Annotated in this window: 9 protein-coding genes; all 9 read left to right on the plus strand. The window is 44.6% G+C overall.

All coding sequences use genetic code 11. The annotated features are described in order from the left end of the window. Window positions 1-160 precede the first annotated feature (160 nt). The gene (locus tag AC0THY_RS06785; protein WP_489993681.1) at window positions 161-2035 is read left to right on the plus strand and encodes a LamG-like jellyroll fold domain-containing protein; all 1875 of its coding nucleotides are present in this window, start codon (window positions 161-163) and stop codon (window positions 2033-2035) included. A 226-nt stretch (window positions 2036-2261) separates the two neighbouring features. Further along, window positions 2262-3629, plus strand: coding sequence for an ABC transporter substrate-binding protein (locus AC0THY_RS06790; protein ID WP_489993682.1), 1368 nt, complete (start codon window positions 2262-2264; stop codon window positions 3627-3629). An 87-nt stretch (window positions 3630-3716) separates the two neighbouring features. Further along, window positions 3717-4574, plus strand: a complete 858-nt coding sequence (locus AC0THY_RS06795; RefSeq protein WP_489993683.1) for a carbohydrate ABC transporter permease — start codon at window positions 3717-3719, stop codon at window positions 4572-4574. A 3-nt stretch (window positions 4575-4577) separates the two neighbouring features. Beyond that, on the plus strand, window positions 4578-5417 hold the full coding sequence (locus AC0THY_RS06800; protein ID WP_489993684.1) for a carbohydrate ABC transporter permease: 840 nt from the start codon (window positions 4578-4580) through the stop codon (window positions 5415-5417). Between the two features lie 5 nt (window positions 5418-5422). Further along, window positions 5423-7531, plus strand: coding sequence for a glycoside hydrolase family 36 protein (locus AC0THY_RS06805; RefSeq protein WP_489993685.1), 2109 nt, complete (start codon window positions 5423-5425; stop codon window positions 7529-7531). A gap of 25 nt (window positions 7532-7556) precedes the next feature. Then, window positions 7557-9347, plus strand: a complete 1791-nt coding sequence (locus AC0THY_RS06810; protein ID WP_489993686.1) for a sensor histidine kinase — start codon at window positions 7557-7559, stop codon at window positions 9345-9347. 1 nt (window position 9348) lies between these two features. Beyond that, window positions 9349-10908, plus strand: coding sequence for a response regulator (locus tag AC0THY_RS06815; protein WP_489994151.1), 1560 nt, complete (start codon window positions 9349-9351; stop codon window positions 10906-10908). 68 nt (window positions 10909-10976) lie between these two features. After that, complete coding sequence (locus tag AC0THY_RS06820) at window positions 10977-15020, plus strand: Ig-like domain-containing protein (RefSeq protein WP_489993687.1); 4044 nt, start codon at window positions 10977-10979, stop codon at window positions 15018-15020. 110 nt (window positions 15021-15130) lie between these two features. After that, a complete protein-coding gene (locus AC0THY_RS06825; RefSeq protein ID WP_489993688.1) occupies window positions 15131-17902 on the plus strand; it encodes an InlB B-repeat-containing protein in 2772 nt (923 codons plus the stop codon). Window positions 17903-17904: the final 2 nt, after the last annotated feature.

Raw genomic sequence — 17904 nt, forward strand, 5'->3', positions numbered from 1 at the left:
GCTTTCAAGCCCCGCATGTAAAAGATTGTGGCTGGCAGAAACGCGCAGATGATTTATATCATGCACAGCACACGAAGGCGTTCTGTTTATAACACGCGCTTCGCCGCAAATACGCCCAGGCGTATTTCGCCAACATTAGGTCAGGAGGCTTAAAAATAATATGAAATTAAAATTTTCAAAGCGGAGGTTCGTTGTTCTCCTATGCCTTATTCTCACCCTGGTAAGCTCTGCCGGTCAGATCTCCGGACACGGGGTTCTAAGGGCAAAAGCAATGAGTGGGCAGAGTCAGCCAGATGAGCTGGCAGCGTATATTTTTGTCCATTTTATCGGTAACCAGAGTACACCCAATGAAGAACAGGTGTATTTCAGCGTTTCGAAAGATGCTCATAACTGGATCACCTTGAACAACAAAAGACCCGTACTGCGCAGTACGATCGGTGAAAAAGGGGTGCGTGATATGTGCATTGTGCGCTCACCCGAAGGGGGCAAATTCTATATTATCGCGACTGATTTAAATATGTATTTAAATCACAACCGCTATGACTGGGGACATGCCTCCAGCAATGGTTCGGACTCCGTTATCATCTGGGAATCCGATAATCTGGTGGATTGGTCAGAGGCCCGTCGGGTAAAAGTAGCGCCAGAGGGGGCAGGAACCGTCTGGGCGCCGGAAGCGATCTGGGATGAGAAGGAGCAGGCATTTATGCTGTACTGGTCCTCCAATACCTATGAGGGAACCAGCAGCAGGCAGTTTAAAATATACCGGGCATATACCAGAGACTTTAAAAGCTTTACAAAACCGGAGCTTTTTATGTCAAACGGTGATAAAGAAGTGATTGATTCGCACATTATAAAATCCACAGCGGATAATAAGTACTACCGATTTGCCAAGCTTAATGGCTCGGTTACCGGAGAAGTGTGCAAAACAGACTATATTTCCGCCAACGATGCGGACTGGGAACGAACTGGGCTGGTTATTGGAAATTCGGAAGGGCCTACTGCTTTTCAGTTTAATGGAGAAGAGAAATGGGGATTGTTTGTGGATTCAGATGAAAAGTATATGCTGTATACCACAGATGATCTGTCAGCCGGGAATTTTACCAGGGAGCAGTTTCAAACGGAACAAGGGCTGCGGCATGGAACCATTATGCCCATCACCCAGGCGGAATATGATGCTTTGATGGAGAAATACGATATTGAGATCCAAGATCCTGCGGACAAAAAAGAACTGTTGCATTACAACTTTTTACAGAGTTCAGAAGAAATATTGGCAGATGCCTCCGGAAATGGGAACAACGGAACCATTCTTGGTGGTGCGGATGTGAGAGAAGGCAGAATTACGTTTGACGGCGTGAATGATTATGTGACAATGCCGGCAGGGCTATTGCAGGAATGCAACAGTACCACAATAGCGGTAAATATAAAACCATCGGAAGAAAGAAAAAATGTGTTTGCCTGGACCTTTGGGAACTCTTCTGAAAATGGTTATATTTTTATGAATCCGGCAAACCCCAGCGGCTATTTAAGAACAGCCGTAACATTGGGGGATTACAGAGGTGAAAATGGAATTGACATCGATAGTCTGCCGATAAACCAGTGGACAAGTGTGATTGTCACATGGAAAGGTACGGATGCCAAGGTATACGTTAACGGGACATTAAAAGAGAGCGGGAATTTTGGATACTTTCCGTCTGACCTGGGCAGAACCGTCCAGAATTACCTGGCGAAATCTCAATATGGGGCAGATGGCTATTTTAAAGGCCAAATGAGTGATTTCAGGGTGTATAACTATGCATTTAGCAGCGATGAAGTGAAAGAACTGTCTGATATGCATGCAGCGGAGAATATGACAGACGGAGGCATGAAGATCACAGCAATATATGACAGACAAGGTTCATTAAAAGAGAAAAAGGTTGAGCATTTTGAAAAGGGTATTAAGATAGACAGCCCTCCGCTTCATGCGGAAGAAGCAGCCAAGATATTTATCTGGGATGAAAAGCAGCGGCCGATTATGCATGCATTTACGTTTCATTGAGGAATCAAAAGGGAGCGGGGTTCAAACATTTTTGGTTTGAACCCCGCTGTTTTCGTATTGGAAATCTAAGTTATAATTCTTTAGATATATATACAATATTTAAAATTGAAAAGGATATCTGACGATATTAATATTATAGAGTAAGAAGTAACTGTGAAGGTACGGAACAGTTACAATAAGTAATCAGTTACCCGTAGTAATTCTCGAAAAGGGAGGAAGTAATTTTATGAAGAAAAAAACAGTAAGTGTTTTACTGGCAGCAATGATGACATTGACGGCAGTTACAGGCTGCAGTAAAAGCAGCTCAGAACCGGCAGGCTCCACATCGAAAGAGTCCCAATCAACAGAAAAGCAATCGGCACAAGACCAGACGGCAGAACAATCGGCTGAGGAAGAAGCGGATCGTGACGAGGACATCACGCTGACTTGGGCAGTCTTTGAGACGGATAATTATACAGCCGAAGTGTGGCAGCATATTATCGATGCCTTTGAAGCGGATAATCCTGGAATTAAGATTGAGAAGGTCCTGATGACCGGGGATTCCAGACCTCAGTTTCTAAAAACAATGTTGGCGGCAGGCAATATGCCGGATATTAATATTGACCCCGTTGATCTTGCAAGTACAGAGGGAATTTATGCGGAAGTTCCGGAAGAGCTATTGGCCAAATATGAGGAGACATCCATTGCTACATACAATGGAAAACATACATTAGTCCCGGCATACAAAGCACTGCGGACTCAGTGTTTTTACCATAAGGACCAATTTGAAGAGGCGGGGATAACGGAAGAGCCCAAAACCTGGGAGGAATTCCTTGAGGTTTGTGAGAAACTGGCGGCAGCCGGAAAAACCCCATTGATGGGCGTCGGCGCTTCGGATATATGGGCTACCAGCTTTGGGTGGTGGACCGGTGTGACAAATTCAGATATTATGAAGAAATATCCAACATTTAATGAGGATGTCTTGAGCGGAAAGGTCAAATGGACAGATCCGGTGATCGTGGACTCAATAAATGCCTGGAAGACCTTGATTGATGCCGGTTACTATCACAAGGGAAGTATGACATTCAGCTATACACAGGCCAGTGAAGAATTCGCCAATGAGAGCGCAGCCATGTTTATGGATGGTGCATGGAAAGCGCCCACCTATGACGCAGAAGGCAAGACCACAGAGGATATCGGAGTATTTGTGGTACCGGCTCCGTCAGGTGCAAAAAGCTACTGCACCATGCCGCAGTATTGGGGGGTAGCTGAAACCTGTAAGAATAAAGAAGCGGCATTTAATTTCTGCGAATATGTGCTGGGCGGCAATCCCGAAATCTATAAATACTATCTTCAGGCTGACGGAACCTATTCTGTGACGAAAGATCCTGTAGAATACGAGATGGGACCAATCCAAACCGAGTTTGTGGAAAATTATAAAGAGTGTGAGCTGGTTCCGGAAATCATGAAAGCGGTAGGCGATACGGCTATGCCCACCGGATTCGAAGACTTTACGTGTAAATCTTTACAGAATGTATTCACCGGGGCAGATGTGAAAAGCGAACTTGCAACCTGGGATGCTGAGATGGAACGTTTACAATCAGCAGGAAATTAGTGGAAAACCGATAGCTCATCAAATAGCCTGAAGTGCAAAAGAATCCTGTATTTCAGGCTATATTTAATAAGGGATTGGAGTAGTAATATGCGTAAGAAATCAAAAATCTTTTTATTGCCCGCGCTCTTAGTGTACACTCTGCTAATGATCATTCCTATTCTGGGCGCTTTTTATTTAAGCCTGACGAATTGGAACGGAATCTCTCCGGGATTTGACATCATCGGGATTCAGAATTATGTGGCAATGCTAAGTGATACACGTCTCCATAATGCAATCGGTGTCACGGTTACCATAACCCTGGTGGTCAGCATTACGGTGAATGTGCTGGGTCTGTTTATTGCAAGCTTACTCAGCCGTGCAGGAAAAATTATAAATGTGCTGAGAAGTATCTTTTTTATGCCTTATGTAATGAGTACCGTCGCCATATCCTTTATCGGACTTGCGATTTTATCCTATACGGGAGTGCTGAACAGTGTGCTTGAGACCTTGGGATTCGGGAATTTGGCGGGGGATTACATTGGAAATACAAAGAATGCTGTCATAAGCATCTGTATTATTGAAATCTGGCGTACTTTGGGATTTCATATGGTCCTGTACTTAGCATCCTTACAGACCGTGCCGGAAGAATTGTACGAGGCATGCACGGTAGACGGCGGAAGCAGATGGCAGAAATTCCGCTATATCACACTTCCCATGATCGTGCCGGGAATAACGATCAGTGTCATTATGAGCATTATGACCGAGATGAAACAATATGATATCGTAAAAGTAATTACCAATGGGGGGCCGGGCTACTCCACAGAGACGGTCACCTACAATATTGTAACACAGGCATTTGGCAATAATATGCTGGGCTACTCATCGGCAATTGCGGTATTTCTGTTTGTTGTTATTGCAGTGATTTCTGTGATCCAAATAAAAGCCAGTAACAGGATGGAGGTATAGCTTATGAAACATACGATGCGTAAAAAGCTTCGTCCAGGGAATCTGATTCTGAAAACAATTTTAGTGCTCATGGCAGCCATTTTTGCGTTACCTTTATACATAACGCTGATCAATATTTTTAAGCCCACAAAACTAATATCAGCTTCTCCGATGGCTTTGCCAATCCCACCGGTACTGGATAATATTATAAACATATTAAATAACCCCAATATAAAAATTGGCCATATGTATTTTAACTCCATATGTATTACCGGGTTCGGGGTGGTCATCTGCATACTAATATCTTCAATGGCAGCTTATTATATCGTGAGAACCAAAAAAAAGATTGCGGAATATTTATATATCTATTTTCTGTTTGGGCTTATGGTCCCCTATGTAATAGTATATGTGCCGCTGGTGATGATATTTAATAAAACAGGCATAAGCGGTAATCTTCCAAGTCTGATCATGGTGTTTGTTTCCGGAAGCGTTTCCTTTTCGGTTTTTATGTATAAGGGTTTTATCGGGTCCTTGTCATATGAATTAGAGGAGGCAGCGATTATTGACGGGGCGGGGCAATTCACCATATTTTATAAGATCATCATGCCCCTGGTAAAGCCCTGCACCACTACCGTGGGGATTTTTATTGGCTTATCTATGTGGAACGATTTTTTGACACCGTTGCTGATCGGCCAGGTACAAACGATTACGGTTGGGATCTATACGGCTATCGGCCCGTTTACCGCTGATTGGGGAACCGTCTTTGCCTATGTTATGTTTGCCACAATGCCGATCATCATAGCCTATTTACTGGCTCAGAAACAGTTTATAGCAGGCCTGACGGCGGGAGCATTGAAAGGATGAGGCCAATGAGAAAGAAAAGCTCGGAATACAAACTGGGAGATATGCTGATTCAATATTATCAATCTGAACATGGACAGACGGAACTCTGTATTGCACCCTATGAGCTGAGAGACAAGATAATAGAAAATAAGGAGTGTTCCACAGATTCCCTGGTTCAGATAAAAATAGAAGGGGATGCAGCCCCCTTTGGTTTTGGAAACGGACATACCATGCGAAATTCCGCCTCCGTATCTGAATTTTGTTTTAAAGACCAACGGTTTGATGAGAATGGGGATTCCTGTGTGATCAGGACAATCCTGGAGAACCGGCGGGGACAGAGACTGGAACATACATTGACGTATCACAAAGGATATCCGGGGCTTAAGATAAAAACGCGAATCACAAACCAGAATGAAAAAGAAACTGCGCTTGAAATGCTTTCTTCTTTCTCTCTTGGAGGAATCACACCTTTTTCCAGAGAGGAGGGAACGGACATGCTTTTGTTACACCGGATAAGGAGTAAGTGGAGCAATGAGGGACGTAAAGAGACCAGAACCATCGAGGAGCTTCAATTAGAGCCGTCCTGGTCCCGCTGGGGCGTGCAGAGTGAAAAGTTTGGACAAATCGGTTCTATGCCGGTAAGAAAATATTTTCCCTTTGCGGCAATCGAGGATAAAGATAACCAGGTGATTTGGGCAGCTCAAATCGCCTGTCCGTCCTCATGGCAGATGGAGGTATACCGCAGGGATCAGGCACTGTGCTTCTCAGGAGGCCTTCCGGACTATGATTTTGGCCATTGGATGAAAAAAATAAGCTGTGATGAGTACTTTGATACCCCGGAAGTATATCTGACGGTATGCCGGGGGACCCTGGACGATGCGTGCCAAAGACTTACCCGAATGCAGGAAAGGGCGTGCAGGTTTGATAAAACGAAAGGGCTTCCTGTACTTTTTAACGAGTTTTGTACCACATGGGGGAACCCCAGCTTCGAAAGTATTTGCAGGATAGTTGATATTATCAGTGATAAGGATATTGATTATTTCATTATTGATGCAGGATGGTATGCTGACCGGGACCAAGGTTGGGAAAATAATATGGGAGACTGGGATGTTTCCAGTGAACTATATCCCATGGGTATGCAGGCCGCGGTGGATAAAATAAGAGAGGCTGGGTTAAAGCCGGGGATTTGGTTTGAACCGGAGATTGTCGGAAAGGATGCCCAAGTCTCAAAGAAGCAGGATCATTTGTTGAAGAAACACGGTAAGGTAATTAGGGCAGGAAACCGGATGTTCTGGGATATGCGCGATCCATGGACCCAGGAATATCTGGCCGATAAAGTGATCGGGATGTTAAAGAAATATGGGTTTGAGTATATAAAAGTGGACTACAATGAGAGTATCGGAGTCGGCTGCGATGGCTGTGAGAGTCTTGGGCAGGGCTTGTATAAGCAGATGCTTGCCGCTCAGGATTTCCTTGGGAGGATCAGGAGAGAGATTCCTGGTATTCTGATAGAAATTTGTTCTTCCGGGGGGCATCGCCTGGAGCCATCCATGATGGAAATCGGGAATATGGCTTCCTTTTCGGATGCCCATGAGGAAAAGGAGATACCTATTATCGCAGCGAACCTGCATCGGACTATTTTACCAATGCAAAGTCAGATCTGGGCAGTGATCAGGAAGAATGATTCGAACAAGCGAATTGTGTATTCCCTTGCAGCCACCTTTTTAGGGGTGATGTGTCTGTCAGGGGATGTGTTTGACTGCAGCCGTCCGCAATGGGATTTGATAGAAGAAGGGATTCAGTTCTATCGAATGATTTCTCCGATCATTACCCAGGGGTATTCCTGCATTTACGGAACAGAGCAGCAGAGCTACCGCTGTCCCAGGGGATGGCAGGGAGTCATCCGATATGCCGGCAATGAGGAGCATGCGGTTGCAATCATACATACGTTTGCGATAAGGAATCCGGTTGAGATTGCGCTGCCTCTTAAAAACGATTATTATATCCAAAATGTTTTTGCGGCAGGGAGCTATTCAATAGATACAGGGGACAAACACTTAAAGATTATGGTAGAAGAGGGTTTTCAAGCGATCGCAGTTCTGCTCGCGGCCCAATGTGAAACGGGTAATATCTGAGGTGTTCCTATAGGGTAAAGGCGTTATGAAAAAACAAAAGAACAACATCAGGATGAAAATAAGAAGTTCCAGTATTTTTCTTAAAATCACGGTACTATTTGAAGCGGTATTGATCCTATCGCTTGTTTTTGTAGTTCTTTTTGTAACACTGCAATTCTCTAAAACTTTGAAAGACAAAGAGATAGCCCTGGGAGATACCAAAATAGAGAAACTCTCTAACTATATGCTGGAAAGGTATAATCGGATTTACAGCCTTTCAAATTATATGAACAGAGGTGAAATATCTGAAATATTCAGAAAGATTGAAAATGATGAGTCAGAAGCCTATGAATACAGGAATATCAATGCGATCAATGTTTTTTTCGCCGGAGTGGAATCCTCAGATGATGCGATTGTAGACGTAATCTTACTGTCAATTACCGGGGCGGTATTCTCCCGTACCGCAAAAGCCAGCTACGAAGTCAAGCCAAGTTACCCATTCTGGGAGGACGAGCACATTCAGGAATTTATTGCCTCTGAAGAAAATATGGAGATTTTTTATGATGATCCTACCGATTACTCTTTGAGAGCAAGGGAACCGGTGGTATCTTTTGTGGGGAAGATTCATGACGCCAGTTTATATCCACACAAACGGGCGGTAGGTATCTACATTATAAATATCTCCATAAACGATATTGACCAAGGTTTGGAGCTGGAGAAAGGGAATAGCAAAGGAGAGCTGTCCTTAATCAGTGCCGGGGGACAGATTTTATTCAGCACTGCAAAAGAGAAGCTGGGAAAACAGTTTGAAGATTCCTACGGTGAAATGAAAGAAGATGTCTACCGTAAAACACAAAAAATAGGAACATCAGGAATGACCATTGATTACCAGCTGCCCAATGACATCTTATTGTATGATATTAATCAAATAAAATACAATACGGCACTGGTATTGCTGGTTTCAATCGGCATTACACTGCTGATCAGCTATGTGATCTATTACATCTTTAATAAAAAAGTCAGGATTCTTTTGGAATCCATGGAGAAGGTTCAGGAAGGAGATTTCATGCTCAGGCTCCCCTTCAACTCCGGGGATGAGATTGGCTTACTCAGCCAATCCTTCAATGAAATGTGTGAGAGACTGAACAATTATATTGCACAGGTATACCGGGCCGAAATTCAACGGAAAAACGCAGAAATCAATGCATTGCAGATGCAGATAAATCCACACTTTTTATACAATACACTGGAAAGTATCAAGGCGAAGGCCATCGAGGAAGGGGATGAGGTGACACCGGAGATGATTGTACTCCTGGGCAAGCTTTTCCGTTGGAGTATGAAGACAAATGAGAAGATCGTCATTTTGGAGGAAGAAATCGAGTATGTCAGAACTTATCTGGAGCTGCAGTCCTACCGCTTTAACAAAAAGCTGGATATTGACATCCAGATACCAGAAGAATATCTGGATTTTGGAGTACCGAAACTGATCCTGCAGCCACTGGTCGAAAACGTGATAAAACACGCACTTGTCTTAACGGGTAAAAAAGGGATCGTTGGAATAACCGCAAAGCAAAAAGCGGGTAAACTGGAAATAACAATATTTGATAATGGCCAAGGGATGTCGGAAGAACATTTGATGAGTATAAGAGAACGTCTGGAAAATGCAGAGAGCCAGGATGAATTTGACAGTATTGGGATACAGAATATACATCAGCGTTTGAAGCTTTTGTTTGGACAGGAGTATGGGATTCAGATTCAGAGTATATTGCATTATGGTACTGCAGTGAAGGTGACTACACCGGCCATGTCTATAGAGGAGATGAACGCAATTGTATAACATGATCATTGTGGATGACGAAAAACAGATCAGAGACGGTTTAAAGAAAATGATGCCCTGGGAGGAGTATAATATTCAAATTTGTGGTGAAGCTGAAAATGGTCGGCAGGCTCTTGAACTGGTTGAACACCTCCATCCGCAGATAATATTTACGGATATACGGATGCCGGTTATGGATGGCATTGAATTGCTGCAGGAATTAAAGCAGAGAGAAGCAACTTCAAAGGTTGTTGTGCTAAGCGGGTATGATGATTTTAATCTGATCCGCAGGGCTATGAAAAACGGAGCTATGGATTACCTGCTCAAACCTTCCGGCAAAGATGAGATCCTCCAGATCGTTGAAGAGATCATTGAGAACTTTAAGGATGACATTAATTCAAAACTCATAAATAATGAACATTTGACATTGCTGAAAACAAATGTAATGAGTCGATTGATCAGAAATGATCTGTCACGGATGGAAATGAAACAGAAATTTGAACTGCTGGAACTGAAATTACCTGAGGGGCCCTACTCTGTGGTAGTAGTCGAAATCATAGAAAATGGGCAAAATCAAATGTTGGGACAGACGTTTCTTGCCTGTGAAATCTGCCAGGACATGATAGAAAGAAAAAACCGTGGCATTGTATTTATTGATTCCATCGGGAAAGTAGTGATTATCCTATCAGAAGTGAAGCGGGATAACAGCATGCTATACATAAAAGAGACTTTGGATGAGGCGCAGATCCGTATCCATCAGGAATTAGAACTGGACACAGTTATTTCAGCGGGCAGCACGGTAAAGACACACAGGAGCCTGAACCAGAGTTATAAGGAAGCGGCAGATACATTGGGACATCAATTTGTATTCGGAATAAACTGTGTACTTTTTTTTGATGAGATCAAGGAGTATTTTGAGAAAAAAAATAACCTGCCGGCAGTTGAACGCAATGAAATCAGAAACTTGATGCAAAATGGCAGCGCTTCAGAGGCGGATGCCTTTGTAGATGGGGTCTTTGAGGGGTATTTAAAAAAGGAGGTCATTGCGGATCAGTTTGTCCTTCGAAACTGTGCATTGGAAATGATCATACTGGCTTTTCAGTATCTGGATGAAAATCCAATGATAGACAGAACGAAAATACAGGACATGAAGGAGAGGGCGCTAAAGAAGAGTGCAAGCCAGAGCAGCTTAGATCTCATCCAAAAAACCGTCAAACATTGTTTTTATGAAATTATTGATTTGGTGAAAGAAAGTCATGAGGACAATCACTCAAAACTGGTGTATAACATGATAAAACGTGTGCAGCAACAATATTCGGACACGGAATTATCACTTTCAAATCTGGCGGAGGAATTTCATCTGAATACAGCTTATTTGGGAAGGATTTTTAAGAAGGAGACAAATAATACGTTTACCAATTATTTAAATGAGGTTCGTATTGAAAAAGCGAAGGAACTGTTAATCCAGACAAGTTATAAGGGAAGTGAATTGTTTAAGGAGGTGGGATTTGCAAATTATAACTATTTTTACACAGTCTTTAAAAAACGAACAGGCAAAAGCCCCATGGATTATCGGAAATAAACCTGTTAAATCTTGTAAACCAGGTAGTCTGTCTGACTACTCTTAAAAAGTGATTGGAGGAAATGCAAATGACTTTAAACGCCAGCCGGTTAAAACAAATGGTGCGGATTGTTGCTTTACTTTTCATAATATTCGTTCTTTCTGCAAGTACCTTATTTAAAATCCCTGCTTTTGCAGCGGAACCACAAGCGGTTTACTACATCTCACCGCAGGGCAATGACAGCAACCCAGGGACGAAGGATGCGCCTTTTAAGACCATTACAAAGGCCAGGGATGTTGTCCGGACAGTAAATAAAAATATGACAGGTGATATTATTGTGTATCTGAGAGAAGGCAGCTATAACCTGACAGACACCGTTACATTTACCCCGGAGGATTCCGGGACAAATGGATATACAATACATTACCGTGCATATCCCAAGGAAACGCCGGTGATTATGGCTGCTGAAAAAGTGACCGGCTGGACGCAGTATGACGGGGACATATACAGAGCGCCCTTGTCAAGATCAGCCAAGCTGCGCAGCCTTTATGTAAATGAGAAAAGAGCCTATATGGCCAGCAGGACCATCACCTGCCAGGGAGGCTGGGGAGAATATACCGTAACCGGGGGCAGCGCTCCCTGGGCATGGGACAGCGGCACACAGTCAGATGGGATAAAATACCGCGGGGAGGATTTTCCGGCATCGCCCAGAAATCCCTCTGACATCGAAAGCGAGTCCGGTTCCACCTGGAATAAGGCAATCGTCTGTTTCCGGGAGGTGACAACAGACGGAGGCGACAGAATCTTAAAGCTTCAGCAGCCATATGGATCGATTGCCCAGCGGGTGGATTCAGGGGCAGCTTTTCAGACAGGTTATGGTGCATCCCATAAGGTTTCAAACGTATTTGAATTTCTCGATACCCCCGGGGAGTTTTACTTTGACCGGTCAGAGGGATATGTTTACTATTATAAAGAATCCGATGAGGATATGTCTGCGGCATCGGTATATGCCCCAAACGGTCTGGAGACCTTGTTTGATATATCGGGAAGCTCCACAAGCGACAGGGTGGAGAGATTGACCTTCTATGGGCTGACCTTTAAATATTCCGACTGGAATCTGAAAGAGATTGACGGATCATACGGGAAAGCGAATCTTCAGGGAGCAGCAGTTCAGGTTGCTTATGAGCAGGGGAAGTACCAGAATGGATTTATGCGCAGGGATGATGTTTGCCCTGCGGCAATCTGTGTGAACAACAGTGATACCATCGTATTTGAGAGAAATACCCTGGCCCATACCGGTGCGGAAGGAATCAGCATGGTCAACGATGTCAGAAATTCCAGTCTAACAGGGAACGCCATATATGACATTGCTGGCAGTGCGATTCTCATTTCCCATCCCCAGCACGTTTTCATAGGCGACGGAGGACCCCGTGAAAAATATGCGCCGGGCATTGAAGGGGCATGTTCGAATATTGATGTAAAGAATAATTTTGTGAACCAGACAACCAGACTATTTAAAGGACATGCCGCAGTGATGGCATACTATCCGGACACACTGACCTTCTCCAACAACCTGGTCAATGATACTGCCTATAATGGACTCAGCATGGGATTTGGCTGGTGGGAATTTGACGGCGTGGACCGATGGGGAGCGGTAACACCGGGAAATCCGTCCACAACAATGAAAAATAATACGGTAGCGGACAACTGGGTCTTCAATACCATGCAGGAGTTAGCCGATTCCGGCCCCATCTACACCTTAGGGAGCCAGCCTGATACAACGATTAGCGGTAATTATATGAGAGGAGTTCCGGCCGGTCACAAATATGGGCTTCATCCGGATGAAGGGTCCGCTTATATCACAAACATCAATAATGTGATTGATACGGATCTCGGGGTGGATGATACGGTAGAGGTTGGTACCTGGGGCTATCAGCATGATCTGCATTACATAAATAACTATACTACGAAAGGCACCTACCACGATACCAATGTGCCAAACAGTACCTTTGAACCGTTCCATAAATATCCGGATGCGGTATGGCCCATAGAGGCTTATGAAATATGCGTCAATGCAGGTATTGAGGAGGAGTACCAGGATATTATTCCAAGCGCTTTTATGGGGCTGCAGGATATCATCTTTCCGGCCAGCTTAAAGGCAGCAGGGGGGATGTCAATACCTATCAAATCAACAAGAGATGAGACCGATACCGTTTGGCTTGCACCCAGTGGGACAACGGAGTTTCGGGAAGGATTTACGATGAAAACGGCGAAAGGGACGGATGGGACCATTGAGATACCGAAAGCAGACGGCAAGTATAAACTTTATATTGTCAGCAAGGATGGTACTACCTCACCGGAATCCCAGGCAACACTAACTGTCATACCAGAGGCGAACAGACTGCTTCCGGAATCTATTCCAAAAGTTAAACCGGGCAAAAAGATAGCATTTACAGAGAGTCTGAAAGATGCGGACGTATACATATGGGCAGCCCCGGACCAGACAAAAGAAGGAGAATTCGACGAAAACAGTCTGGGAATGAGCAGGGTGCCAGGGGACAGTTCCACGATCCATCTGCCTGTGATAGAGGGGAAATATTATATATATATCTTAAGCGCAGATGGAAAAATACTATCCAAATCAGATACCCACATTTACGTTTCATCGAAATACCTGGTCAGAGATGTTATATGGGCCGGGGACCCTGCCATCGAAGACAGGAGAGGCGCAAACGGAAGTGTAGAGACGAATAATCGGTTTGGCGAATTGCAGAACTATAATCCCAATACGATCGGGTTATTCTTTGAGGAAGGAATAAAAGAGATCGGCGGCTTAACCCAGTTAAACGCTTTGGATAACAGAGGCGGTGACTGGGCCGGATATATCAATATCAATGTTGATGTTCCAAAGACGGATACCTATGAATTGAGCTTTCTGACCATAGGAGGTTCAGGCCGCAAGCTTGAGGCCACTATAGATGGTGTGTCCACAGGAATTTTTGATGTCATAAATGATAAAAGCAGTCCCCATGCTTATTCCACAGGTGATGTATTAAATGTTTTTCAGCTGGAAGTACTCTTAGACAAAGGGAACCATGTGGTGAAACTGCAGGCGCCAAAGGATTATGAGGCTCCCAATTTTATTGCCATGGCGGTAGCAGCAGATGCAGATCCCATAACCGGCGGTATATCAGTGGATACGATCCTGGTCAGGGCTGGGAAGGATACGATACAGGTAGGGGAAAAGTTACAGATGACAGCCGCAGTGCTGCCGTCCTATGCAGAAAAGAAAGGTGTGAGCTGGAGCACAGAGGATCAGACGGTCACAATTGACCAGAACGGGTTGGTGACAGGAGCTGCAGCAGGGAGAGCAACAATCAGGGCAACGGCAAAAGACGGAAGCGGGATCACAGGGCTAAAGACGATTACAATAGAAAAAGCCGCGATTACCACCAAGACTCACACAGTAACCTTAGACGGGAACGGAGGTACTGTTACGCAGTCACAGCTGACGCGGGAGGATGGAAAACCGATTGGGGTATTGCCAACCCCGGCCAGAGCAGGATATGAGTTTACCGGGTGGTATACTTCCAGAACCGGTGACGTGAGGATCTCTGCGGATACCCAGGTAAAAGAATCGTTTACCATTTATGCACAGTGGAGGGCAATTCCGAAGCCGCCTGTCTCCCCGTCAAAAGGATTTCGGTTCAATTACAAAGGTCTGAGATACGCAGTTGCAAAACCCGCTTTATCTGGCAGGAACGGAATTGTACAGGTCACTGGATCGGTGAGCAAAAAAGTAAAGAGTGTATCAATACCGGCTAGGATAAAGCGCGGCACATTTACCTTTTCAGTGGAGAGCATTGCCCCAAATGCCTTTAAGAACAGGACGAAGTTAAAAAAGCTGGTAATAGGCAGCAATGTGAAGAGGATCGGAAAAAATGCATTTTATAACAATAAAAGCTTAAAGAGCATTGTGATTAAAAGTAAAAAAATAAAATTTATCGGCAAGAATGCATTTAAAAATATATACAAAAAAGCGAGGATAAAGGTTCCGGCTTCGAAGATAAGAACATACAAAAAATTGCTGAAAGGAAAGGGACAGAAGAAAACAGTAAAGATTGTCAAATAAAATTTTAGTATATTTGTATAAAAAAGTCCCTTTTTTCCCCCTATTCTTTTTGCTATAATGAGTATATCTGTTAAGCTATATTAGGAAAAATGAAGAGAAGGGAGAGAAGTATGGTGAGAAAGTTTGTTCAAAGGTTGGTATCTGTTTTATTAGCAATGTTACTGTTGATCCAGTCAGCGGTAGTATCTGTGCTGGCAAAAGAAAGCAGGGGTGACCAAAAACCGGTTGATCCTATTCTTGCGTATTTTGTCGATGCGGGCGATCAAAATCCCACAACGATCAACGATGGCGAGATGTACGGTGTTTATAACAGTGTCACAGACCAAGAATATGGAGAGGACGCAGTTACCGGAAAAACCTGGGGCGTCAATTCGCAGACAGACCGGGATGCGATGAGAGATTACCAGGATGGAATGGACAAGAAGCTCAGCTATCGCTGTGGCTCAACGGGTTATAATGTGAGCTACCGTTTCGAGCTGCCGGCCGGAACTTACGATTTGGAAATCGGGATACCACACTATTTTGCCGAGTGGGGTCAGCGGGTGGTCAATGTTACCGCGAAAGAAGGCGAGAATACAAAAACGCTGGCAACAGAGATTAAAACCCAGGATATACCCGAGGGCGAAGCGACATTGGTGGAAGACAGTGTGGTGACGACTGGGGGAGAACTGGAACTGTTATTTACCAAGTTTGAAGATGGAAATTGGGACCCCATTGTGGCATATATCAAAATATATGACAGAAACGCTGCGATGGAGCGGTTGGATGAGGTCAAGAAAGAGGCAGGCACTTATTCCCGGGATCAGTATACTGAGGAGAGCTATGGCGATCTGCAGGCAGCCTTACAGGCAGCGGAGCTCCTGACTGTGGATAATGCCACAACTGCCCAGATCAGTGCAGCAGCGGATCAGCTGGAAGCGGCAATCAAAGGTCTGGTGAAGAAGGATGTGGAAGTTCGGGAAGGAACCGACCCGGCCATCGCTTATTTTGTGGATGCCGGCTCCTATGATCCCAGCCAGACGGCTGAGGGAGATCTGTTCGGTACGCTTAACAGTGTGACGGATCAGGAATATGGACAGGACAGTGTCACTGGGTATGCATGGGGGTACTTTGGAGAGACCGTTCGCTTTTCCGGTACCAAACCGGGAATGACAAAGGAGCAGTCCTGCCGTTTTGGTGACACGGGTTGGGACATTGGGTATAAGTTTGCGCTGGATAAGGGCGAATACGATGTTGAACTGTATGTTCCCAAGGAGGATTACAGGCGTGTATTCGATGTGCTGAAAACGGATAAAAACGGCCAAGAGAAGATCGGATATGCGGAAGCAGCAAATGGTCCGTATACATTCTATACGAAGCTGGAAATGGACGGAGGAAGTGAGGCGGTTATCGATTTTAAGAAGCCGGATGGATCGTATTGGGACCCGGTGGTGTCCTATATTATCATTTATGACAATGCTGCTGCCGAAGATGCCTTCCATGCTTTGATCGCAGAGGCGGAGAAATACCGTGAGGAAGATCTCAAAGAAGAGAGTTATCAGAATCTGCAGGCAGCCATTGCGGCGGCAAAACAAGTCAATCCGGCTGAAATGGAATATCCGGGAAGGGATTTACACGCTGAAATAAGTAAACTACAGCAGGTTATTGACAATTTACTTGATAAAGATACATACAACCTTACGTTTCAGGCAAATGACAGGACTGGCGGTAAATTGCCAACCGGAGGATTTTTAGCTGCAAATAAGGTATATACAATTCCGGAAAGCAATCTTACAAGGACCGGCTATCGGTTTGCAGGATGGAGCTACAGCGGAAATGTCTATCAGGCCGGGCAGGAATTTACCATGCCTCAGGCAGACGTGGAATTTACCGCTGTCTGGAACAAGCTCTATACCGTATCCTTTGGCAGAAACGGAGGCAGCGGACAGCTCCCGGAGGCGTATCAGGATATAGAGGGCACCAAGATTTCCATACCGGAATCCGCCCTGCGCAGAAGCGGCTACATTTTTGCGGGCTGGAGCGATGGAAGCAAAACCTACCAGCCGGGGGAAGAGTATACGATAGCAAAGGAAAATAAAGTATTAAACGCAGTTTGGGAAGAGACGAAAAAATATTCCTTATCCTTTGAATCGCCGGAAGGAACCGGAACACTGCCGCGTACCATGTACAGCGAGGAGGGAGAACTTGTCATTATTCCTGACTGTAGCCTGGCGAGGGAAGGCTATACCTTTACGGGCTGGAGTGATGGAGAAATACAGTACCAGCCGGGAACCTCACTTCGGATGCCGGCAAACGACCTGGTCTTTACTGCACAGTGGGAGAAAAAGGAAAGTCCGAAACCACCAGAGCCAACCCCGCCAGAGCCAACCCCGCCGACTCCGCAGATAAAATACTATACTGTTAAATTTGCATCTTCAGGGAATGCAGCAATCGCCGACCAGCAGATCAAGGAAGGTGAGAAAGCATCTGAGCCCAAGGCACCGTCCAGAAAAGGCTATCTGTTTGACGGATGGTATCAGGGAAGCCAGAAGTACAATTTTACTGCAGCTGTAAATACAGATCTGACCCTTACCTCTAAATGGACACGGGTGAAAACAGCGAAAGCAATGAAGCCATCTGTAAAGAATAAAAAAGGCAGAAAAGCAGTGGTTTCTATCAAAAAGACAAAAGGTGCAAAGGGATACCAGATTCTTTATACAACGGATAAGCGGTTTAAAAAAGGGAAGAAGCAGGTACTGACTGTTAAGACAAAACGAATTATCAGTAAGCTGAAAAAAGGGAAGACCTATTACTTTAAAGTAAGGGCTTACAAAATGGATTCAACGGGACAGAAGGTATTCGGCACTTACAGTAAAGTGGCCAAACTGCGGATTGTGAGATAAGA

It is taken from the genome of Ruminococcus sp. 8Y-12, assembly GCF_058119865.1.